Source organism: Desertivibrio insolitus (assembly GCF_017355965.1).
Taxonomy (GTDB): Bacteria; Actinomycetota; Actinomycetes; order Actinomycetales; family Microbacteriaceae; genus JAFIQW01.
On sequence record NZ_JAFIQW010000001.1, the window covers coordinates 587257 to 607728 of the forward strand.

Here is a 20472-nt window from a genome sequence, read left to right on the forward strand (position 1 = left end):
TCAGCCCTCGGGCGAGGGCGACGGCGAGGGCGAGCTCTCCGACTCGGTGAACGCCTGGCCATTGGCGGCGAGCACGAACTGGGCGAAGGCCTCCGCGTCATCCGGGGCGCCGTTGTACTTGCTGCCGTTCACGATGACCGTCGGGGTGCCGGTGAGGCCGTCCTCCACGTCCGAGTCGGGGATGTCGTCGAGCGCGCGCTGCGTCGCGGCGAGCACCCACGACCGGTACGTCTGGTCGGTGATGCACTCCTCGATGTCCGACGCGCTCTCGACTCCGGCCTCCTGAGTGATGCCGACGAGCTGCTCGTCGGTCAGACCCGTCGTGCCCTCCTCGGGCTGGTTCTCGAACATCAGCTGGTTGAAGTCGAAGAACGAGTTCGGCGAGTAGTTCGCGACGCACGCGGCGGCGTTCGCGGCGCGGGTCGAGTACTGCGAGCCCATCGAGTTGTTGTTGAGGATCGCGATGGGGTGGATTTCGAGCGTCGCGGCGCCCGAGCGCAGGAACGTCTCGAGCTGCTGGTTGTTGGCCTCTTCGAACTGCGCGCAGAACGGGCAGAGGTAGTCGAGGTACACCCGGATGTCGATGGTGTTCGCGTCGGCGGAGGCCTGGGTCGGCGCGGGCTCCTCGCCCGGCTCGAGACCCGGCGTCTGCACCGCCTCGAGGTTCTCGCCCTGGATCAGGATGCCGTCGCTCGCCATGTTCGCGGGGCCGGGACCGGCCGGGCGGATCGCGTTGACGATGATGAGCGAGACGCCGGCGATGATCGCCACGGCGACGAGGATCAGGCTGCCCTGCAGGATGAGCCGGCCGCGCTTCTCCTTCTTACGCTGCTGCTCACGGAGCTGCTTCGCCTTCTCCCGTGCTGCCTCGCGACGCTGGTTCTTGGTGAGGTTGTCGTCGCTGTTGGTCATGGGGTGAGCTGCGCCTTCGTGTGGGCGGCGTCCTTCCGGTCGAGTCGAATCCGGGTCATCCGGTCAATAAGCCGTCGGCATGTTAGGAGCGCTGTCTGGGAAAGTCCACGAAGCGCGCGGAGCAGATGACGACTTCTCGTGTTGCCGTAACGCTGTCCGACAGTAATACTGGCGGATGGATCAGGTGATGACGCCTGGTCTCGCGAACAACCATTCGCATCCATTCACAACGGATCGTCCGGCACGTACCTGCCGGTGAAGGAGAAAGAAATGGCATCCGTAACGTACGACAAGGCGACGCGTCTGTACCCGGGCTCGACGGTTCCGGCCGTCGACGCGATCGACCTCGAGGTCGCCGACGGCGAGTTCCTCGTGCTGGTCGGACCCTCGGGTTCCGGTAAGTCGACCGCCCTCCGCATGCTCGCGGGCCTCGAAGAGGTCAACGAGGGCAACATCTTCATCGGCGACCGCAACGTGACGGATGTCCCGCCGAAGGACCGTGACATCGCCATGGTCTTCCAGAACTACGCGCTCTACCCCCACATGACCGTGGCGGAGAACATGGGCTTCGCCCTGAAGATCGCGGGCGTCGGCAAGGAGGAGCGCGCCAATCGCGTCCTCGAGGCCGCGAAGCTGCTCGACCTCGAGCCGTACCTCGGCCGCAAGCCGAAGGCCCTCTCGGGTGGTCAGCGTCAGCGCGTCGCCATGGGCCGCGCGATCGTGCGTCAGCCCCAGGTCTTCCTCATGGACGAGCCGCTGTCGAACCTCGACGCCAAGCTCCGCGTGCAGACCCGCACGCAGATCGCGTCGCTGCAGCGTCGTCTCGGCGTCACCACCGTCTACGTCACGCACGACCAGACCGAGGCGCTCACCATGGGTGACCGCATCGCGGTGCTGAAGGACGGCATCCTGCAGCAGGTCGGCACCCCGCGCGACCTCTACGAGGCCCCGCAGAACGTGTTCGTCGCCGGCTTCATCGGTTCGCCCGCGATGAACCTGTTCCAGGCCGACGTCACCGACGGTGGCATCCGCTTCGGCTCGCACATCGCCCAGGTCGAGCGCGACGTCGTCGCCAGCACCGCCGCGACCAAGGTCACGGTCGGCGTGCGTCCCGAGGACGTCGTCGTCTCGACCTCGGGTGAGGGCCTGCCGGTGGACGTCGACGTGATCGAGGAGCTCGGCGCCGACGGCTACCTCTACGGCCACGCCGACATCGAGGGCAACCGCGTCGACATCGTCGCGCGCGTCGACGGACGCTCGCACCCGATGGCCGGTGACCGCGTCTTCATCACGCCGCAGCCCCGGCACGTGCACGTCTTCGACGTCGAGTCGGGCGCGCGCCTCGGCCGCAACGCGGTCGTCGCGGGCTGACACCCAGCACCAGGTAGGGCCCGCCGGGATGTCCCGGCGGGCCCTTTCCGTGCGTAACCTTCTATCACCATGCGTTCATCGCTCAACATCACCTCCGCGACGGTCGACCCGGCGCTCCTCGACCTGCCCTGGGAGCTGCCGCTCGAACTGTGGCCCGAGGACCAGATCGCGGTGCTGCCCAAGGGCATCTCCCGCCACCTCGTCCGCTTCGCCAACCTCTCCGGCTACGTCATCGCGATCAAGGAGACGAGCGCCGAGCTTGCCCGCCGCGAGTACGAGATGCTCCGCACGCTGCAGCGTCACGACATCCCGTGCGTCGACCCGGTCGCCGTCATCACGAACCGCACCGACGAGGACGGCAACGCGCTCGACCCGGTGCTCGTCACCCGGCACCTGAAGTTCTCGCTCCCCTACCGGGCGCTGTACTCGCAGACGCTGCGGCCCGACACCGCGACCAGGCTCGTCGACGCCCTCGCCGTGCTGCTCGTGCGCCTGCACATCATCGGCTTCTTCTGGGGCGACGTCTCGCTGTCGAACACTCTCTTCCGGCGCGACGCCGGCGCGTTCGCCGCCTACCTCGTCGACGCCGAGACCGGCCAGCTGTACGAGGGCGGTCTGTCGAACGGCCAGCGCGAGAACGACCTCGAGATCGCCCGCGTCAACATCGCCGGCGAGCTGCTCGACCTCGACGCCGGCGGCCGCCTCGACGAGAACCTCGACCCGGTCGAGGTCAGCAACGGCATCGTGTCGAAGTACCGCCAGCTCTGGAAGGAGCTGACGGGCGCGGAGTCGTTCGACCAGTCGGAGCGCTGGCGCATCAATGAGCGCGTGCAGCGGCTCAACGACCTCGGCTTTGACATCGAGGAGCTCGCGATTCGCACGGATGACTCGGGCACCAAGGTCCGCATCCAGCCGAAGGTCGTCGACGCGGGCCACCACTCCCGCCGCCTCCTCCGGCTCACCGGCCTCGATGCGCAGGAGAACCAGGCCCGCCGTCTGCTGAACGACCTCGACTCGTACGCGGCGACCTTCGAGAAGGACGCGCTCGACGAGGAGATGGTCGCGCACGAGTGGCTCGCGCAGGTGTTCGAACCCGTCATCCGCGCCATCCCGCGCGACCTCAAGGGCAAGCTCGAGCCGGCGGAGATGTTCCACCAGCTGCTCGACCACCGCTGGTACATGTCGCAGAACGAGTCGCGTCAGGTGCCGCTGGCCGAGGCGGTCAGTTCGTACGTGCAGAACGTGCTGAAGAACCGCCGCGACGAGGCGACCGTGATCGCCCCGCCCACCGACGTCATCGCCGTGCCGGCGAACGGCGCGGAGGAGGACTGGCGCTCGAAGGTCTGACGTCCGAGCGAACGCCAGAGGCCCTCGTTCCCGGTTGGGAGCGAGGGCCTCTGCGTGTACTGGCTAGGCGCGGGCCGCGCGAAGCTTCGAGATCTCGTACAGCGCGACGCTCGTCGCGATGCCCGCGTTGAGCGACTCCGCGGCATCCGTGATCGGGATGGAGACGATCGCGTCGCAGGTCTCGGTCACCAGGCGCGAGAGGCCTTTGCCCTCGCTGCCGACCACGACGACGAGCGGCGAGGTCGCGAGCTCGAGGTCGGGCAGCGGAGTGTCTCCCCCGCCGTCCAGCCCGAGCACGAAGAGACCGCGCTCCTTGTAGGCCTTGAGCGTCTGCGTGAGGTTGGTCGCCATCGCGACGGGCACGCGGGACGCGGCGCCGGCCGCGGTCTTCCACGCCGACGCGGTGACGCCGACCGAGCGGCGCTGCGGCACGACGACCGCCTGACCGCCGAACGCGGCCACGGAGCGGATGATCGCGCCGAGGTTGCGCGGGTCGGTGATGCCGTCGAGCGCGACGATGAGCGGGGTCTCCCCCGACTCCTCCACGCGGTCGAGCAGGTCGACGGGGTGCGCGTACTCGTACGGCGGCACCTTGAGCGCGAGCCCCTGATGCACGGAGCCCTCGCCGGCGAGGCGGTCGAGCTCGGGGCGCATGACCTCGAGCACGGGAATGCCGCGGTGGGTCGCGAGCGCGAGGGTCTCGCGCACGCGGTCGTCGACCTCGATGCGCGCGGCGACGTAGAGCGCCGTCGCCGGCACCTTCGCCCGCAGCGCCTCGAGCACCGAGTTGCGGCCCGTCACGATCTCGCTGTCGTCCGACTGCTTGGGGCGCCGCTGCCGCGGGGCCTCCGAGCGCTGCTGCCCGCCGCCCTGCTTCGCGGCGAGGCGCTCCTGGGCGGCCTTGCGCTTGCCGGCCGGGTGGTACGTGCGGTCCTCGGCCTTCGGGGTCGGTCCGCGGCCCTCCAGGGCCTGACGGCCCTGACCGCCGGACCCGACGGAGGGGCCCTTCTTGTTCTTGCGCGCGCCTGGGCGCCCTGGCTTAGCCATTCACACTCCACTGGGGGCCGGTCGGGGTGTCCTCGATGGTGACACCTGCTTCGGCCAAGTCGTCTCTGATGCGGTCGGCGCGGGCGAAATCGCGCTCCTCGCGTGCGCTCTGCCGATCGGCGAGCATCCGGTCAACGAGGATACCCAGCGCGACGGATGCCGCGCCGTCCTCGTGCGTGGTCCAGGCCTCGTCCGTCGGGTCGACGCCGAGCACCCGCACCATGGCGGCGACGGCCGCCCGGTGCTTCGCGGCGGCGCCGAGGTCCTCGGCGTCGAGCGCGGCGTTGCCGGCGCGCACGTGCTCGTGCAGCACGGCGAGGGCCTGGGGAACGGAGAGGTCGTCGTCCATCGCGTCCGCGAACTCCCGGGGCACCTCGACGAGGGCGCCCGCGGCGAAGCGGGTGTCCTCGAGTCGGCGGGCGGCGCGCTCGAGGAAGCCGTGGATGCGGTCGAGCGCCGCCTCCGCCTCCTGCAGTGCACCGTCGTGGTAATCGATCGTCGAGCGGTAGTGGGCGCTTGCGAGGTAGTAGCGCACCACGAGGGGCGGCGCGAGGGCGAGGAACTCGGCGGCGTAGATCGAGTTGCCGAGCGACTTCGACATCTTCTGACCGTTGACGTTGACGAGCCCGTTGTGCACCCAGTACTTCGCGAACCCGTCGCCCGCCGCGGTCGACTGGGCGAGCTCGTTCTCGTGGTGGGGGAAGCGCAGATCGAGCCCGCCGCCGTGGATGTCGAAGACCGGGCCGAGGTAGCGGCGCGACATCGCGGAGCACTCGATGTGCCAGCCGGGGCGCCCCTCACCCCACGGGCTCGGGAAGTTCGCGGACGCCGGCTCGGTCGGCTTGGCGCCCTTCCACAGGGCGAAGTCGCGCGGGTCGCGCTTGCCGCGGGGGTCGGCGTCGGCGGCATCCACCATGTCCTCGACGCTCTGCCGGGTGAGCTCGCCGTAGGTGGGCCACGAGCGGGTGTCGAAGTACACGTCGCCGGAGCCGTCGGGCGCCGGGTAGGCGTGCCCGCGCTCGATGAGGCGCGCGATGATCTCGTGCATCTGCGGGATGCTCGCGGTGGCGCGCGGCTCGTAGGTGGGCGGCAGCACGCCGAGGGCGTTGTAGCCGGCGGTGAATTCGAGCTCGTAGCGGTAGGCGAGCGCCCACCACTCCTCCTCGGAGCCCGCCGCGTTGACGAGGATCTTGTCGTCGATGTCGGTGACGTTTCGCACGAGGGTCACCTTGTAGCCCTGGTGGGTCAGCCAGCGGCGCCACAGGTCGTAGACGAGGGCGCTGCGCAGGTGCCCGATGTGCGGCGACGACTGCACGGTGGGACCGCAGACGTACATGCCGACGTGCCCGTCGACGACGGGCACGAGGTCGCGGATCTGCTGGGACCGGGAATCGTAAAGGCGGACGGGCACCCGTTCATCCTCCCAGACGCGCGGGAGTGTGCGAGCGGGCTAGCGGGACTGCCGGATCAGCGGGACTGCCGGTTCAGCGGGACTGGTACACGAGGGCGGTCGCGATGACCGCCACGCCCTCGCCGCGGCCGGTGAAGCCGAGTCCGTCCGACGTGGTCGCGGCGACGCTCACGGGGGCGCCCACGAGTTCGGTCAGCTTGCGCTCCATCTCGACGCGGCGCGACGCGATCTTCGGCCGGTTCGCGGTGACCTGCACCGCGACGTTGCCGATCTCGTAGCCGGCTCCGCGGACGATGGCGCAGGTCTCGGTGATGAACACGTCACCGTGCGCGTCGATGAAGCGGGCGTCGAAGGTGCCGAAGCGGCCGCCGATGTCGCCCAGGCCGGATGCCGAGAGCAGCGCGTCGCACACGGCGTGGCAGAGCGCGTCGCCGTCGCTGTGCCCGGCGAGGCCGGGCTCCGCCGGCCAGTAGACGCCCCCGAGCCACAGCGGGCGCGACTCGTCGAACGCGTGGATGTCCATCCCGACGCCGGTGCGCACGGGCACCGTGGCGCCCGCGACGGCTTCGGCACCCCGGAGGTCCCACGGCGTCGTGATCTTGAACGCGAGCGGGTCGCCCTCGACGACCGAGACGGTGCCGCCGGCCGCGGCGAACAGCGCCGCGTCATCCGTGTGCTCCTCGGTCGCAGCCCGGTAGGCGTCGACGAGCTCCGCGAAGGGGAAACCCTGCGGGGTCTGCACGGCGGCGAGGCTCGAGCGGTCGAGGGTGCCGGTGACCGTGCCGGCATCCGTCGTCTTGATGGTGTCGGCCACGGCCAGAGCGGGCACGACGCCCGCGCGGGTGCGGCGCACGCCGCGCACGACGCGCTCGAACACCGCCGACGGCGTGAACGCCCGGGCGGCGTCGTGCACGAGCACCACGTCGACGCCCTCGGGCAGCGCGGCGAGGCCGGCGGCGACGGATGCCTGGCGGCTGTCGCCCCCGGTCACGACCGAGACGTAGCGCGCGGCCGGACCGGCCGCGGACTTCACGAGCTGCTGCGCCTCGCGGAGCTTCGCCGCGGGCGCGACGACGACGATCGACGCGGACTCACGGAGCCCGAACAGTCCGTCGAGGCTGCGCTCGAGGATGGTGCGCCCCGCGACCGGGACGAAAGCCTTCGGCTCGGATGAGCCCAGACGGGTGCCACTGCCGGCGGCGACGAGGACGACGCCGAGCGGCGGGACGTCAGGACGCAAGGACCTCGTCGAGGACGGTCGAAGCCTTCTCCTCGTCGGTCTTCTCGGCGAGAGCGAGCTCGCTGATCAGGATCTGGCGGGCCTTGGCGAGCATGCGCTTCTCGCCGGCCGAGAGGCCGCGGTCCTGGTCGCGGCGCCAGAGGTCGCGGACGACCTCGGAGACCTTGATGACGTCGCCGGAGGCGAGCTTCTCGAGGTTCGCCTTGTAGCGGCGCGACCAGTTGGTCGGCTCCTCGGTGAACGGCGCGCGGAGCACCTCGAACACACGGTCGAGGCCTTCCTTGCCGATGACGTCGCGGACGCCGACGAGGTCGACGTTCTCAGCGGGGACCTCGATGGTCAGGTCGCCCTGGGTCACGTTGAGCTTGAGGTAAGTCTTTTCCTCGCCCTTGATAACGCGAGTCTTGACTTCGATGATGGTGGCCGCGCCATGGTGCGGGTATACGACGGTTTCGCCGACCTCGAAAAGCATGCTTCAGGCTCCGTTTCGTGAATGCCCAGTTTACCACAGGGGGTTAACAGAGAGCCTTGGCCTAGTCGGGGGTAGCCTGCCCGCTCGCTAAGCTAGCGTTGTCGTGTGCGTGCCCGCAGCGGGCGCCGCAACCGCAGCACCACTGGAGGGTTCGTGAGAAGTCGTGTCCTGGCGTCAGCCGTCGTCGCCTCGGGGCTCCTGCTTGGGCTGACCGGATGCAACTTCCTCACCGAGCAGGCGACTGCGACGCAGTTTCCCGCCGACACGATCGTCAGCGACGGCATCAGCGGTGAGATCGGCGAGAACGAGGAGAGCGTCGCGGTGCTCGTCCGCAACGCGCTGCTGATCTCCGAGGACGGCACCGACGCGAACCTCGTCACCACCTTCGTCAACCGCGGCGAGGACGACGTCACGATCGAGATCAGCTGGGAGGGCGCGACCGAGCCCCAGCGTGTTCCGGTCGCGGCCGGCGAAACGGTCGACGTCGGCCACGGCGGCGACGAGCAGACCATCACGCTCACCGGCATCGACGCCGAGCTCGGCTCGCTCTTCGAGGTCTTCATGACCCACCAGGGGGTCACGGGCGAGGAGTTCCTCGTTCCCGTGCTCGACGGCGGACTGCCCGAGTACGAGGGCCTCGCGCCCGCCACCACCGCGGGCGAGTAGCACCGGGCCGCTTCTGCGGCTTCCGATCGCTCGGGAGCTCTGTCTTCGCCGACTCCGGATGCCGCGGCAGTTCTCGCACCAGTAGCCGCTGCCGCTGCTTGAGCTCCTCTCCGGAGATCGAATAGGCGCGCTCGCGCGCCCTATCGAGACCGTCGCACCCGCGTAGGCGATCGCCCGCGGACCCGGTCTTGAGCCGCTGGCTGCCGAGCACCCTAGGAGCGCCGCCCCACGGCATCCGACACCGGGCCTCGATGCGCCGCTGCGCGGCTGCTCGACCGCCGACCAGTGGACTCCCCCGGCGCCCGCAGGGAGCACGCCCGCGGCATCCGGAGCAGGAGCCGGATGCGCCGCTGCGGCTACTCGACCGCCGAGGGTGACGCGCCCCTACGCCTCGAACCGGTAGCCGAGGCCGCGCACCGTGAGCAGCATCGTGGGCTCCGAGGGCACGGCCTCGATCTTCGAGCGGATGCGCTTGATGTGCACGTCGAGGGTCTTGGTGTCACCGAAGTAGTCGGCGCCCCACACGCGGTCGATGAGCTGCCCGCGGGTGAGCACGCGGCCGGTGTTGCGGAGCAGCATCTCGAGCAGCTCGAACTCCTTGAGCGGCATCGCCGTCTCGACCCCGTTGACCGTGACGATGTGACGCTCGACGTCCATCCGCACCGGGCCGGCCTCGAGCACGCCGTCGTCGACGACCGTCTCCTCGACGCGGCGCCGGAGCACTGCGCGGATGCGGGCGAGCAGCTCCCGGGTCGAGTACGGCTTGGTGACGTAGTCGTCGGCGCCGAGCTCCAGCCCGACGACGATGTCGACCTCCTCGTCCTTGGCTGTGAGCATGATGATCGGCACCGTCGAGCGGGCGCGCAGCTCCTTGCAGACCTCCGTGCCGGGCAGGCCGGGCAGCATCAGGTCGAGCAGCACGAGGTCGGCGCCGTTCGCGTCGAACTCGGCGACCGCCTCGTTCCCGTCGGCCGCGATCGCGGTGTCGTAGCCCTCGCGGGAGAGGAGGAAGGCGAGGGGCTCGCTGAGGGAGCTCTCGTCCTCGACGATCAGGATGCGGGTCACGCGGTCACTTCCTTCGGGGTGGTGCGGGGCTCGGCCGCCTCGGGAGCGCTGGTCGCCTCGGGCAGTCGGATGGTGAACGTCGAGCCCTTGCCGGGCTGAGACCAGACGCGCACGTCGCCGCCGTGGTTCTGCACGACGTGCTTGACGATGCTGAGGCCGAGGCCGGTTCCGCCGGTGTTGCGGGAGCGGGCGGGGTCGACGCGGAAGAAGCGCTCGAACACGCGGCCGAGGTCCTCCTCGGGGATCCCGACGCCCTGGTCGGTGATCGCGATCTCGACGACACCGTCGTGGCGGCTGGCACCGATGCCGACGCGGGAACCCTCCGGCGAGTACTGGATCGCGTTCGCGATGAGGTTGTGCACCGCGATGACGAGCAGCGGCTCCTCGCCCCACACGGTCGACCCGCGCTCGCCACCGGACGCGAGGGTGATGCGCCGGGCATCCGCCTCGACCCGGTTCTGGTCGACGGCCTGGTCGATGACGCGGTCGATGCGCACGATGGCCGGCTTGCGGAGCGCAGTCTCGGACTGCAGCCGCGAGAGCTCGATGATCTCCTGGGTGAGCTGGCCGAGCCGCTTCGACTCCTTGCGCAGCCGCTTGGCGAAGCGCTTGACCTGGTCGGGCTCGTCGGAGACAGACTCGATCGCCTCGGCGAGCAGCCCCACGGCGCCGATGGGGGTCTTCAGCTCGTGGCTGATGTTCGCGACGAAGTCGCGGCGCACGGCCTCGAGCCGGCGAGTCTCGGTGCGGTCCTCGGCGAGGAGCAGCACGTAGCGGGTGCCAAGCCGGGCGACGCGCACGAAGAGATGCACGACGACGTCGCTGAACGGCCCCCGAGGCAGGTCGATCTCCTCCGAGATCGACTCTCCCGTGCGGCGCACCTCGGCCACCCGGTCGAGCAGCGCGTCGTGCACGAGCGCACCGTTGAACACGAGCCCGAGAGTGTGCGCGCCCGGGCTCGCCTTGAGCACGTTGTTGGAGGGGTCGATCACGACGCCCGCCGACTCGAGGGCGTCGAGCACGGCGTCCACTCCGTCGGGAACGGTCGGCGTCATGACGGTCGCCGCGCGGTGTCCGCGCTTCGCCGACAGCTGGAGGGCGATGGCGACCCCTGCCCCGAGCACCAGGCCTACGGCGAGGGCGACCGGGACCAAGAAGCTGGGGTCCATGTGAGTAGATTAGTGAGGGCAGGACCCACCTCCTGTGCCGGTGCGCAGCCCCTGCCGTCTGATGTTCATCTTCGCGGCACCGACTGTTCACCTGAACGGAAGACGATGGCCCGTGGCCGTGCGCGCGCATGCGGACGCTGCCACAACGGAAGGGGAAGCCGCATGCGGCAGGTATTCCAGCAGGAGCTGGCCGAGGTCCAGGAGCGCCTGGTCCACATCGCCGAGGCGGTGTACCAGTCCATCCAAGACGCCACCCGCGCGTTCAACGAGTCGAACGTCGCGCTGGCGGAGTCGGTGATCGCCAACGACGAGGAGATCGACTCGGCCACCGGCCGTCTCGACGAGCTCGCGATCGACATCCTCGCCCGTCAGGCGCCCGTGGCGCGTGACCTGCGCATCGTCGTGACCGCGCTGCGCATCAGCGCGTCGCTCGAGCGCATGGGCGACATCGCCGTGCACATCGCACAGCTGTCGCGCTACCGCTTCCCGGACAAGGTCGCCCCGCAGTCGCTCGTCTCGACCTTCCAGCGCATGGGCGCGCTCGACGTCGAGATCTCCCGGATGCTGGTCGAGCTCATCAAGACGCAGGACCCGAAGATCGCCGAGCAGATCCGCAACGAGGACGACAAGGTCGACGAGCTGCACCTCGGCGTCTTCGAGACCGTGCTCGGCGAGACCTGGAACGGCGCCGCGGTCGACACCGTCGACTCGACGCTCGCCAGCCGCTACCACGAGCGCTTCGCCGACCACGCCGTGTCGGTCGCGAAGAAGATGCAGTACCTCGTCACCGGCGACTGGGTGGGCGCGGGCCAGGCCTGAGCCTCAGCCGCTGAACGCGAAAGCGCCGCGGCATCCGTTCCTCGTGAACCGGATGCCGCGGCGCTCGTCGTTAACGGCTACTTCTTCCCCTGCGCGGCGACCGCGGCGGCACCGGCGGCGGCGGCCTCGGGGTCGAGGTACTCGGCCGGCTTGACCGGCTTGAAGTCGTCGTCGAGCTCGTAGACGAGCGGGATGCCCGTGGGGATGTTCAGCTGCGCGATGTCGTCGTCGCTGATGCCGTCGAGGTGCTTCACGAGCGCGCGAAGCGAGTTGCCGTGCGCGGTGACGAGCACCGTCTTGCCGGCGGCGAGGTCCTTCGTGATGTCGGACTCCCAGTACGGCAGCATCCGGTCAATCACGTTCTTCAGCGCCTCGGTGCGGGGCAGCTCGCCGTCGATGTCCTTGTAGCGGGGGTCGCCGGCCTGCGAGTACTCGGCGCCGTCCTCGATCGGGGGCGGCGGCACGTCGAAGGAGCGGCGCCAGGTTGTGAACTGCTCCTCGCCGAACTCGGCGAGGGTCTGGGCCTTGTCCTTGCCCTGCAGCGCGCCGTAGTGGCGCTCGTTGAGACGCCAGCTGCGCTTGACGGGGATCCAGAGCAGGTCGGCCTCCTCGAGCGCGAGGTTCGCCGTCTGGATCGCACGCGTCAACAGGCTCGTGTAGAGCACGTCGGGCGCGAGGCCCGACTCGCGCAGCAGCTCACCGGCGCGCTTGGCCTCGCCGACGCCCTGCTCACTGAGACGCACGTCGACCCACCCCGTGAAGAGGTTCTTCTGATTCCAGTCGCTGTTGCCGTGGCGCAGCAGGATGAGCGTGTTGGTCATGGTGTCAGCCTATCGACGCGGGGATGCGGCTCTGCGAGGGGTGGGGTGGGGGGCGGATGGCTCGGGGCGGGCGACCGTTGAGGGCAGCGCTGCCGGGATGCGCAGCTCCTACCGAAGGGCGCAGCAACTAGTGCGCACCCCGGCAAGTACTGCGCACTTCGCGTCGGTCCCGCCGATTGCGGCCTCCCCCCGCCGCCCCTACGCCCGCCTCGGTGCGGCGCTGGGATACTGGGCGGGTGGCGGAGGGTCGGATCACGCGCGGCACGACCGGCACCAACCGGCTCCGCCGCATCGACCGCTGGATCGCGACGCTGCCGGCACTGACCCGCGCCGAGGATCCCCTCGTCGTGGACCTCGGCTACGGCGCGAGCGCGACCACACCCCTCGAGCTGCACGCCCGCCTGTCGAAGGTGCGTCCCGACGTCGAGGTCGTCGGCATCGAGATCGACGCCGAGCGCGTGGAGCTCGCATCGCGGTCGGCGAAGCCGGGGGTGAGCTTCCTGCGCGGCGGGTTCGAGGTTCCGACAGCGCGGCGGCCCTGCGTCATCCGGGCCCTCAACGTGCTGCGCCAGTACGACGAGCCCGAGGTGCTCGGTGCATGGCGGCGCATGGTCGGACGCCTGCAGCCCGGCGGCGCGCTCGTCGAGGGCACGTGCAACGAGGTCGGCCGGGTCGCGTCCTGGGTGCACGTCACGGAGGCCGGGCCGCAGTCGCTCACCGTCTCGCTGCGTCTGCGCGATCTCGACGCCCCCTCGGTGGTCGCGGAGCGGCTGCCGAAGGTACTGATCCACCGCAACGTGCCCGGCGAGCGGGTGCACGACTTCCTCGGCGCGCTCGACCGCGCGTGGCGGGTGCATGCGCCGCTCGGCACGTACGGTCCGTCCCAGCGCTGGATCGCCGTGGCCCGCACCCTGCGGGACGACGGCTGGCCCGTGCTCGGCGGGCCGGCACGGTGGCGGCTCGGCGAGCTCGGCGTCGCGTGGGACGCGGTCGCGCCCGCCGACTTCGAGTGGTGAGTGGGCAACGCCTCGCTGAGTGGAGCATCCATCGACGCGCCACTCAGCGATGCACCGACCAGTCGCGCGCAGCGGTCGCCGACGGCCTAGGCGCTGGGCCGGGTCACCGCTCCGAGTCGGGGCAGGCGGGGCACGGATGCCGCGGCGCCCGCTGTCGGCGGCACGATCACCTGCTGCGACGCGGCGAGCAGCACGTCGTCGTGGCGCACGAGCAGCGGCGCCGAGACATCCGTCGACCGTTTGATCACGGCGAGCGCGACCGGCCCGAGTTCATGGTGCACGGCGGCGCTCGTCACGTGCCCGACGACGGTGTCGCCCGAGAGCACCTCGTCGCCGTGCTCGGCGTGCACGCCCTCGCTGCCGTCGATGTCGAGCTGCACGAGCCGGCGCGGCGGGTGCCCGAGGTTGTGCACCTTCGCGACGGTCTCCTGTCCGCGGTAGCAGCCCTTCGCGAGATGCACGGCGCTGCGCAGCCAGTCGAGCTCGTGCGGGATCGTGCGCTCGTCGCGCTCGGTCACGAGGCGCGGTCGCCACGCTTCGATGCGGAGCGCCTCGAGGGCGAGCGCGCCGGCGACGGGCCGGTCGGTCAGCGTGGCGAGCTGGTCCCGCGGCACGAGCACCTCGGCGTAGGTCCAGGCGGCCGACGGATGCTGCGGGGCGGGCGCGTACTGCACGCCGCCCTCCGCGACGCCGGCGCCCCAGGGGTCGCGCCACAAGAGGGGCACCCCGTTCGGCGCGGCGGCCGGGAGCGACGCGGGGTCGCCGAGCGTGCCGATCGTGGCGTACTGCTCTGTGGCATCCGTCACGGTCACGCGGAGCATGAACCGCATACGGTCGAGCCACGCGGCGAGCGCGGAAGCCTCGTCGACGAGCAGCCACGCGGTGACGCCGTCGTCGACGACACGCATCGCGTGCTCGATGCGGCCGGAAGGGTCGAGCAGGAGGGTCTCGGCGCTCTCCCCCGGCGCGAGCGTCGTGAGGCGCTGCGAGGTGAGCGAGTCGAGCCAGCTCAGCCGGTCGGGCCCCTCGAGCGCGATGACGCCGCGGTCGCTGAGGTCGACGATGGCGCCGCCGCTCGCGAGTCGGCGCTGCTCGCCGATGGGGTTGCCGTAGTGCTGCGGCACCGTCTCGCCGACGGCGCCGGCGAGCGCGAGGAACGGGCTAGGAGACACGGGCGAGCCGACCGGACGCGTGGGTGCGCAGTTCCTGGCCGAGGGCGGCGATGTCCCACGCCCACAGCAGGTGCTGCTCGACGAGGCCGTAGATCCGCGTCGAGGCCGAGTGCTCCTTCGCGTTGGAGGAGCGCATGACGACATCCGTCGCGAGGTCGATGCGGGGGCCCTTGACCCGGCCGAGATAGAGCTCGCTCACGCCGGTGGGGTGCTGGATGCCGACCTCGAGGTCGAAGCCATCGTCGTTGTTGCGCAGCGTCTCGACCGACCGCGTCGTCGTGAAGGGCTGCACGCCCTCACCGGGGAGCATTGCGGGGCCGCGGTCGCCTGGCTCGGCCGGGCGAGCGAGGCGCCAGTAGCCCGTCTCACCGGTGAGCGGTGTGTGCTTCTCGTCGAGCAGCCAGGTGAACGACGAGTAGTTGAGGTAGGGCAGCCCGTCGTGGCTGAAGCTCAGCCGCTGGCCGAACTCGTACTCCCTGTTCTCCTCGCCGACCTTGTAGCTGATGAGGCCCGTGCCCTCCCAGACCCCGATCAACCAGGACAGGGGGACGAGCTCGGCCGGCAGGTTGGCGTCGAGATCGATCACGTCAGCGCTGACCCCGGAACAGGTTCCACAGCACGGTCACGGAGACGAAACCGATCCCCAGCGTCGCCAGCCCGAGCAGACCGACGTAGAAGATCTCGAGCGCGAGAAGCATGTGCCGAGTCTAACCGGCGAGCGCGGGTCGGGCTGGGCGACGGATGCTCGGAGCGAGGGTCGCGGTGCGGCGGGTGCGCAGCTCTTGTCGGGTTGCGCAGCTACTACTGCGCAACCCGTCAACAGGTGCGCACGCAGCCTGTCGGATGACTCGGGCTGAGCCACCGGCCCCCTACGCCCCGACGAGCGTGAACACCCCGGTCGCGAGCGCGAGGATCACGAGCGCTCCCCCGAGTGCGGTCGACATCCGGCTGACCGCGCCGCGGGTCTGGCTCAGGGCGAGCTCGATCCCGAACGTGAGCAGCACGCAGGCGGCGAGCGCGAGCGGCATCCAGTGCAGATACCGGTCGGCCTCGAACGCCGCGACGAGCACGACGCCGACGATCGCGAGGGCCCACACCGGGAGCGCGGAGCGCAGCAGGGAGGCGGGCATGGCTCAAATCTGCCACACGGCGCCGGTGCTTCCGCCCGTGGCGGGCCGGCTTCCCGCGCGCCCTAGACTGTGCGGCAGGCGAATCTGGAGGAACCTGCCCCGTGGCTCAGCTGTTGATCCTGACCTCTTCGGTCAACACTGAGGTGCTGCCGGCGCTCGGGCTTCTCAGCCACAAGGTGCGGCAGATCCCCGCGGAACCCGCGCAGCTGGTCAACGCCCCCACCTCCGACGCGATCTTCGTCGACGCCCGCACCGATCTCGCGAGCTCGAAGTCGCTGTGCAAGATCCTCCGCACGACCGGCGTCAATGTTCCGCTCATCCTGGTGCTCACCGAGGGCGGCCTCACGGCCGTCAGCGCCGACTGGGGCGTCGACGACGTGCTGCTCGAGACCGCGGGGCCGGCCGAGGTCGACGCCCGCATCCGTCTTGTCATCGGGCGGCTCGCGCAGGAGCAGTCGGCGTCGAAGATCCAGGCCTCCGGCGTCGTCATCGACGAGGCCAGCTACTCGGCCAAGGTGCACGGCCGCCCGCTCGACCTCACGTTCAAGGAGTTCGAGCTCCTCCGCTTCTTCGCCACGCACCCCTCCCGCGTGTTCACCCGCGAGCAGCTGCTGAGCGAGGTGTGGGGCTACGACTACTTCGGCGGCACCCGCACCGTCGACGTGCACGTGCGGCGCCTGCGCGCGAAGCTCGGCGACCTCGAGTCGCTCATCGGCACGGTGCGCAACGTCGGCTACCGGTTCAACGTCTACGACGACGACGCGGATCGCCTTGCCAGCACGGTCTCGTCCTGAGTTCCTCGACGCGCTGATCCGGCGGGCGCTCGACGAGGACGGCCAGCCGCCGTTCAACGACCAGGCCCTCGTCGAGTTCGACCGCGGCGAGCGCGAGCTCGTGCACCTCGGCACGGATGCCGCCGCGATCGCCGGCCCCACGGAGTTCGAGCTCGTCGTCGATCCCGCCGCCCGCGGCCGCGGCCTCGGCACCCGTCTGCTCGCCGAGGTGCTCTCCCGCTACGAGGGCGAGGTGCTCGCCTGGGCGCACGGCGACCATCCCGCGAGCCGAGCGCTCGCGGCCCGCACGGGCTTCGAGGCCGTGCGCACCCTGCTGCAACTGAGGGCACCGGTGCCCAACGACGGCCCCGAGCCCGCGGGCCTCCGTGCCTTCGACCCGGCGACGGATGCCTCGACGCTGCTCACCCTCAACGCCCTCGCCTTCGCGCACCACCCGGAGCAGGGCGCGATGACCCGCGACGACCTCGACGCCCGCATGGCCGAGCCGTGGTTCGACCGCGACGACCTGCTGCTGCTCGAGCGCGAGGGCTCGGTCGCCGGGTTCTGCTGGCTCAAGGTCGAGGACGGGATCGGCGAGTTCCACGTCGTCGGCGTGGACCCCGACCACCAGGGCCAGGGCCTCGGCCGCGTGCTCGTCGACGCCGGGTTCGCCCGGCTGCGCGCCCGCGGCATCCGGGTCTCCTCGCTCTACGTCGAGGCCGACAACGAGCCCGCGCTGCGGCTCTACCGCTCACGCGGCTTCACCGACCACACCATCGACGTGCAGTACCGGCGTTCACTTCCCGTTCAACGGGGAACATGATCCTCGGGCGGGCCCTTGCCGCACGGGCAGCCCGAAGTGGAAGGATGAGCCGATGGAAAGCGACATCTCCCTCGAAGAGTCGACGGTCGCCCCGGATTTCTTCGACGACGACTTCGACTCGAACGACAGCGTCGAAGAGGGCACCCTGCCCGGCGGGCGGTACCTCGACCGCGAACTGAGCTGGCTCGCCTTCAACACCCGCGTGCTCGAGCTCGCGGAGGACCCGCGCCTGCCGTTGCTCGAGCAGGTGAACTTCCTCGCGATCTTCGCCTCGAACCTCGACGAGTTCTTCATGGTGCGCGTCGCCGGCCTGAAGCGCCGCATCGCGACCGGCCTCGCCGTGCCGACGAACATCGGTCGCGGCCCCGCCGAGGTGCTCGAGGACATCAGCCGCAAGGCCCACGAACTGCAGGCCCGGCACGCCCGCGCCTTCCACGACCAGGTCAAGCCCGCCCTCGACGACGCCGGCATCCACGTCGAGACGTGGAGCGACCTCAACGAGGAGGATCGGCAGCGCATGGACGAGGTCTTCTCGCAGAAGATCTTCCCGGTGCTCATGCCCCTCGCGGTCGACCCGGCGCACCCCTTCCCGTACATCTCGGGGCTCTCGCTCAACCTCTCGGTGCGCGTGCGCAGCTCGAAGACGGGCCGCGTCGAGTTCGCACGCCTCAAGGTGCCGCAGGTCATTCCGCGCTTCGTGCCGCTGCCGGATGACGGGAGCGGCCGCACCCGCTTCATCCCGCTCGAGGACCTGATCTCCAACCACCTCGAGGAGCTCTTCCCCGGCATGGAGATCCTCGAGCACCACGAGTTCCGCGTCACCCGCAACGAGGACGTGGAGATCGAGGAGGACGAGACCGAGAACCTCATCCAGGCGCTCGAGAAGGAGCTCCTGCGCCGCCGGTTCGGGCCGCCCATCCGGCTCGAGATCACCGACGACATGGACGACGTGACGCTGAGCCTGCTGATGCAGGAGCTCGACATCACCGAGCAGGAGGTCTACCGGCTGCCGGCCCCGCTCGACCTCGGCGGACTGTTCCAGCTGACCAAGCTCGACCGGCCGAACCTGAAGTACAACAAGCACGTGCCGGTCACCTCGGCGGCGCTGCTGCCGTCGGACCCGACCGAGAAGGCGGACGTCTTCGCGTCGATCCGCAAGGGCGACATCCTCGTCCACCACCCCTACGAGTCCTTCGCCACGAGCGTGCAGGCCTTCCTCGAGCAGGCGGCCGCCGACCCCGACGTGCTCGCGATCAAGCAGACGCTGTACCGCACGTCCGGCGACAGCCCCATCGTCGAGGCGCTGATCGACGCTGCGGAGTCGGGCAAGCAGGTGCTCGCCCTCGTCGAGATCAAGGCGCGCTTCGACGAGAGCAACAACATCGTCTGGGCGCGCAAGCTCGAACAGGCGGGCGTGCACGTCGTCTACGGCCTCGTCGGGCTCAAGACCCACTGCAAGCTCGCGAGCGTCATCCGCCAGGAGAAGGGCGAGCTGCGCCACTACACGCACATCGGCACGGGCAACTACAACCCCAAGACCAGCCGCCTCTACGAGGACTTCGGCCTGTTCACCGCCGACGACGAGGTAGGGCGCGACGTCACCCGGCTGTTCAACGAGCTCTCCGGCTACGCCATCGAGAAGAAGTTCAAGCGTCTGCTCGTCGCCCCGCTGCACCTGCGCAAGGGGCTGCTCAAGCACATCCAGCACGAGACGGAGAACGCCCGGAAGGGGCTGCCCTCCGGCATCCGGATCAAGGTCAACTCGATGGTCGACGAGGCGATCATCGACGGCCTCTACCGTGCGAGCCAGGCCGGCGTGCCGGTCGACATCTGGGTGCGCGGTATCTGCGCGCTGAAGCCGGGCGAGCCGGGCCTCAGCGAGACCATCCGCGTGCGCTCGATCCTCGGCCGCTACCTCGAGCACTCGCGCATCTTCTCGTTCCACAACAACGGCGAGACCCGCACCTACATCGGCAGCGCCGACATGATGCACCGCAACCTCGACCGCCGGGTCGAGGCCCTCGTGCGCCTGAGCGACCGCAACCACATCGCCGAGCTCGGGCGGCTCTTCGACCTGGCCATGGCCGACACGACCTCGTCGTGGCACCTCCGCGCCGACGGCACGTGGACCCGCCACTCGCTCAGCGAGAAGGAGGTGCCGCTCAACGACCTGCAGAACGTCGTGATGCGCCGCGTCTCGCAGCGCAGGAGGGGCGGATCGCTCCGGTGAGCTCCCTCCCGCCCGTCCAGGCGGCCGGAGCCCTCTGCTGGAGGGTCGTCGACGGTCGCGTGCGCGTGCTCGTCGTGCACCGGGCGACCCACGGTGACGTGTCGCTGCCCAAGGGCAAGCTCGACCGCGGGGAGATGCTGCCGACGGCCGCCGCCCGAGAGGTGCGCGAGGAGACGGGCATCGCGGCGGCGCTGGGCGCCCCGCTCGGCACCGTGCGGTACACGCTGCCCGGCGGGCGCGGCAAGGTGGTGCACTACTGGTCGGCGGAGGTCACCGACGAGCAGGTCGCGAAGGCGAAGTTCAAGCCGAACCACGAGATCGAGGCACTCGAGTGGCTGTCGGTGCGCGCCGCCGTGAAGAAGGTGACGTACACGCACGACGCCGAGCTGCTCGAACTCTTCGCCTCCCGGCTCGAGGCGGGCATCGCCCGCACGTTCCCCCTCGTGCTGCTCCGGCACGGCAAGGCCACCCCCCGCGGCGACTGGCGCGGCACGGATGCCTCGCGGCCCCTCCTCCCCCGCGGCCGCGAGCAGGCGCGCGCCGTCGCGCCCGCGATCGCGGCGTGGGCCCCCCGCAAGCTCGTCTCGAGTCCGGCGGCGCGCTGCGTCGAGACCGTCGCCCCGCTCGCGAAACTGCTGCGCCGTGGCATCAGCGAGGTGCCCGACATCAGCCAGGACGCGTGGGAGGACGGCACCGCCGACGTCGCGGCAGTGATCGACCGTCGGCTGGCGAAGGGGAAGGGCGCCGTGCTGTGCAGCCACGGCCCCGTGCTGCCGGAGCTCGTGCGCGAACTCGCGCAGCGGACGGGCGAACCGTTGACGGCGGAGCTGCGACGCGCTGCCGCGCTCGCGCCCGGGGAGTTCACGGTCGTGCACGTGCCCAAAGAACGAGCATCGTCCGGAATCGTCGCGACCGAAACCCATACTCCGGCCGTCGTCTGAGCTGTTCGCGGCCTGTTCACCTTCCGTTCACCGGGAGCGACCAATCT

General features: G+C 70.3%; 20 protein-coding genes. 9 read left to right on the forward strand and 11 right to left on the reverse strand.

All coding sequences use genetic code 11. The features are described 5' to 3' along the window. The gene (locus JUB10_RS02795) at window positions 1-912 is read right to left on the reverse strand and encodes a DsbA family protein (protein WP_207454066.1); all 912 of its coding nucleotides are present in this window, start codon (window positions 910-912) and stop codon (window positions 1-3) included. Window positions 913-1182: 270 nt separating this feature from the next. Between JUB10_RS02795 and JUB10_RS02800 the strand changes: the two genes are divergently transcribed. Together JUB10_RS02800 and JUB10_RS02805 are read left to right on the forward strand one after the other, a co-directional pair. Then, window positions 1183-2283 carry an ABC transporter ATP-binding protein gene (locus JUB10_RS02800; protein ID WP_207454068.1) on the forward strand — a complete coding sequence of 367 codons (1101 nt, stop codon included), beginning with the start codon at window positions 1183-1185 and terminating at the stop codon, window positions 2281-2283. Between the two features lie 69 nt (window positions 2284-2352). Further along, a complete protein-coding gene (locus JUB10_RS02805; protein WP_207454070.1) occupies window positions 2353-3630 on the forward strand; it encodes a DUF4032 domain-containing protein in 1278 nt (425 codons plus the stop codon). A 63-nt stretch (window positions 3631-3693) separates the two neighbouring features. On the opposite strand, the gene rlmB is transcribed toward JUB10_RS02805, so the two are convergent. The 4 genes from rlmB to JUB10_RS02825 form a co-directional block, all read right to left on the reverse strand. Beyond that, window positions 3694-4677 carry a 23S rRNA (guanosine(2251)-2'-O)-methyltransferase RlmB gene (gene rlmB, locus JUB10_RS02810; RefSeq protein ID WP_207454072.1) on the reverse strand — a complete coding sequence of 328 codons (984 nt, stop codon included), beginning with the start codon at window positions 4675-4677 and terminating at the stop codon, window positions 3694-3696. Continuing rightward, window positions 4670-6088, reverse strand: a complete 1419-nt coding sequence (gene cysS, locus JUB10_RS02815; protein ID WP_207454073.1) for a cysteine--tRNA ligase — start codon at window positions 6086-6088, stop codon at window positions 4670-4672. The genes rlmB and cysS overlap by 8 nt, the downstream gene beginning before the upstream one ends. Window positions 6089-6161: 73 nt before the next feature. Further along, window positions 6162-7328, reverse strand: a complete 1167-nt coding sequence (ispD, locus tag JUB10_RS02820; RefSeq protein WP_207454074.1) for a 2-C-methyl-D-erythritol 4-phosphate cytidylyltransferase — start codon at window positions 7326-7328, stop codon at window positions 6162-6164. After that, entirely contained in the window at window positions 7318-7800 is a 483-nt protein-coding gene (locus JUB10_RS02825; RefSeq protein ID WP_207454075.1) for a CarD family transcriptional regulator, read from the reverse strand. Before JUB10_RS02825 ends, ispD begins: the two co-directional genes overlap by 11 nt. Window positions 7801-7953: 153 nt before the next feature. Between JUB10_RS02825 and JUB10_RS02830 the strand changes: the two genes are divergently transcribed. Next, the gene (locus JUB10_RS02830) at window positions 7954-8466 is read left to right on the forward strand and encodes a hypothetical protein (protein WP_207454076.1); all 513 of its coding nucleotides are present in this window, start codon (window positions 7954-7956) and stop codon (window positions 8464-8466) included. A 384-nt stretch (window positions 8467-8850) separates the two neighbouring features. Here JUB10_RS02830 and JUB10_RS02835 read toward each other — a convergent pair whose 3' ends face one another. Together JUB10_RS02835 and JUB10_RS02840 are read right to left on the reverse strand one after the other, a co-directional pair. After that, the gene (locus JUB10_RS02835) at window positions 8851-9531 is read right to left on the reverse strand and encodes a response regulator transcription factor (protein ID WP_207454077.1); all 681 of its coding nucleotides are present in this window, start codon (window positions 9529-9531) and stop codon (window positions 8851-8853) included. Beyond that, window positions 9528-10700, reverse strand: a complete 1173-nt coding sequence (locus tag JUB10_RS02840; RefSeq protein WP_207454078.1) for a sensor histidine kinase — start codon at window positions 10698-10700, stop codon at window positions 9528-9530. The genes JUB10_RS02835 and JUB10_RS02840 overlap by 4 nt, the downstream gene beginning before the upstream one ends. A gap of 162 nt (window positions 10701-10862) precedes the next feature. Here JUB10_RS02840 and phoU point away from each other — a divergent pair, with 162 nt between their 5' ends. Then, window positions 10863-11519 carry a phosphate signaling complex protein PhoU gene (gene phoU / locus JUB10_RS02845; RefSeq protein WP_207454080.1) on the forward strand — a complete coding sequence of 219 codons (657 nt, stop codon included), beginning with the start codon at window positions 10863-10865 and terminating at the stop codon, window positions 11517-11519. A 77-nt stretch (window positions 11520-11596) separates the two neighbouring features. Here the strand turns inward: phoU and JUB10_RS02850 are convergent, their stop codons facing one another. Then, entirely contained in the window at window positions 11597-12340 is a 744-nt protein-coding gene (locus JUB10_RS02850; protein WP_207454082.1) for a phosphoglyceromutase, read from the reverse strand. Between the two features lie 236 nt (window positions 12341-12576). On the opposite strand from JUB10_RS02850, the gene JUB10_RS02855 reads away from it, so the two are divergent. Then, complete coding sequence (locus JUB10_RS02855; RefSeq protein ID WP_207454083.1) at window positions 12577-13356, forward strand: class I SAM-dependent methyltransferase; 780 nt, start codon at window positions 12577-12579, stop codon at window positions 13354-13356. A gap of 86 nt (window positions 13357-13442) precedes the next feature. Here the strand turns inward: JUB10_RS02855 and ygfZ are convergent, their stop codons facing one another. From ygfZ to JUB10_RS02870, 3 genes are all read right to left on the reverse strand, one after another. Continuing rightward, the gene (gene ygfZ / locus JUB10_RS02860; RefSeq protein WP_207454085.1) at window positions 13443-14528 is read right to left on the reverse strand and encodes a CAF17-like 4Fe-4S cluster assembly/insertion protein YgfZ; all 1086 of its coding nucleotides are present in this window, start codon (window positions 14526-14528) and stop codon (window positions 13443-13445) included. Further along, window positions 14518-15114 (reverse strand): FABP family protein, encoded by a 597-nt coding sequence (locus JUB10_RS02865; RefSeq protein WP_207454087.1) that lies wholly within the window; start codon window positions 15112-15114, stop codon window positions 14518-14520. Before JUB10_RS02865 ends, ygfZ begins: the two co-directional genes overlap by 11 nt. 283 nt (window positions 15115-15397) lie before the next feature. Continuing rightward, a complete protein-coding gene (locus JUB10_RS02870) occupies window positions 15398-15658 on the reverse strand; it encodes a hypothetical protein (protein ID WP_207454089.1) in 261 nt (86 codons plus the stop codon). A gap of 101 nt (window positions 15659-15759) precedes the next feature. On the opposite strand from JUB10_RS02870, the gene JUB10_RS02875 reads away from it, so the two are divergent. The 4 genes from JUB10_RS02875 to JUB10_RS02890 are packed head-to-tail and all read left to right on the forward strand — an operon-like array spanning window position 15760 to window position 20425. After that, complete coding sequence (locus tag JUB10_RS02875; RefSeq protein WP_207454091.1) at window positions 15760-16452, forward strand: winged helix-turn-helix domain-containing protein; 693 nt, start codon at window positions 15760-15762, stop codon at window positions 16450-16452. After that, window positions 16430-17254: a mycothiol synthase gene (gene mshD, locus JUB10_RS02880; protein WP_207454093.1), complete on the forward strand. Its 825-nt coding sequence runs from the start codon at window positions 16430-16432 to the stop codon at window positions 17252-17254. The genes JUB10_RS02875 and mshD overlap by 23 nt, the downstream gene beginning before the upstream one ends. A 52-nt stretch (window positions 17255-17306) precedes the next feature. Further along, window positions 17307-19484, forward strand: coding sequence for an RNA degradosome polyphosphate kinase (locus tag JUB10_RS02885; RefSeq protein WP_207454095.1), 2178 nt, complete (start codon window positions 17307-17309; stop codon window positions 19482-19484). Then, entirely contained in the window at window positions 19481-20425 is a 945-nt protein-coding gene (locus JUB10_RS02890; RefSeq protein ID WP_207454097.1) for an NUDIX hydrolase, read from the forward strand. The genes JUB10_RS02885 and JUB10_RS02890 overlap by 4 nt, the downstream gene beginning before the upstream one ends. Window positions 20426-20472 lie beyond the last annotated feature (47 nt).

Bases quoted from the DNA above. Each gene is read 5' to 3' on its own strand.
- rlmB (WP_207454072.1), bottom strand. From the start codon at position 4,677: ATGGCTAAGCCAGGGCGCCCAGGCGCGCGCAAGAACAAGAAGGGCCCC.
- JUB10_RS02850 (WP_207454082.1), bottom strand. From the start codon at position 12,340: ATGACCAACACGCTCATCCTGCTGCGCCACGGCAACAGCGACTGGAAT.
- JUB10_RS02800 (WP_207454068.1), top strand. From the start codon at position 1,183: ATGGCATCCGTAACGTACGACAAGGCGACGCGTCTGTACCCGGGCTCG.
- JUB10_RS02805 (WP_207454070.1), top strand. From the start codon at position 2,353: ATGCGTTCATCGCTCAACATCACCTCCGCGACGGTCGACCCGGCGCTC.
- JUB10_RS02825 (WP_207454075.1), bottom strand. From the start codon at position 7,800: ATGCTTTTCGAGGTCGGCGAAACCGTCGTATACCCGCACCATGGCGCG.
- phoU (WP_207454080.1), top strand. From the start codon at position 10,863: ATGCGGCAGGTATTCCAGCAGGAGCTGGCCGAGGTCCAGGAGCGCCTG.
- JUB10_RS02885 (WP_207454095.1), top strand. From the start codon at position 17,307: ATGGAAAGCGACATCTCCCTCGAAGAGTCGACGGTCGCCCCGGATTTC.
- JUB10_RS02870 (WP_207454089.1), bottom strand. From the start codon at position 15,658: ATGCCCGCCTCCCTGCTGCGCTCCGCGCTCCCGGTGTGGGCCCTCGCG.
- JUB10_RS02795 (WP_207454066.1), bottom strand. From the start codon at position 912: ATGACCAACAGCGACGACAACCTCACCAAGAACCAGCGTCGCGAGGCA.
- JUB10_RS02840 (WP_207454078.1), bottom strand. From the start codon at position 10,700: ATGGACCCCAGCTTCTTGGTCCCGGTCGCCCTCGCCGTAGGCCTGGTG.